The organism is Haloferax marisrubri (genome assembly GCF_001469875.2).
In the GTDB taxonomy this organism is placed as follows: domain Archaea; phylum Halobacteriota; class Halobacteria; order Halobacteriales; family Haloferacaceae; genus Haloferax; species Haloferax marisrubri.
This window is the reverse complement of the sequence record NZ_LOPW02000018.1, coordinates 226,332-226,623: the sequence shown is the minus strand read 5'-3', so window position 1 is coordinate 226,623 and position 292 is coordinate 226,332. Positions and strand designations below refer to the sequence as shown.

General features: G+C 55.1%; 1 protein-coding gene. It reads left to right on the top strand.

Translation table 11 applies throughout. The features are described from left to right. Nucleotides 1–100 precede the first annotated feature (100 nt). Nucleotides 101–292 (top strand): IclR family transcriptional regulator domain-containing protein (locus AUR65_RS15925; RefSeq protein WP_394337345.1); only part of this gene is annotated, 192 nt, incomplete at its 3' end.

The following is a 292-nucleotide window of genomic DNA, read 5'->3' as shown; positions in this document are numbered from 1 at the left end:
CTATCGTTCTGAGGGTAAGAATGCCCTCAGCACTGATTCGTACGTAGGTTGCAGATTTCCTCTTCACTGTTCTGGCGCCGGGAAGGTTATGTTAGCATACATGGACGAGGAGCGCCGAGACTCGATAATCGAGAACTATGGGCTTGCGAAGTGGACGCGAAACACGCTCACGAAGAAAGATGAGTTGCTCGAGGAACTCGCAGAGATACGAAGTCGCGGGTACGCACTCGACGACGGGGAGCGCTTGGTTGGGATGCGCGGCATCGCGACACCTATCCGACACCGCGAAACT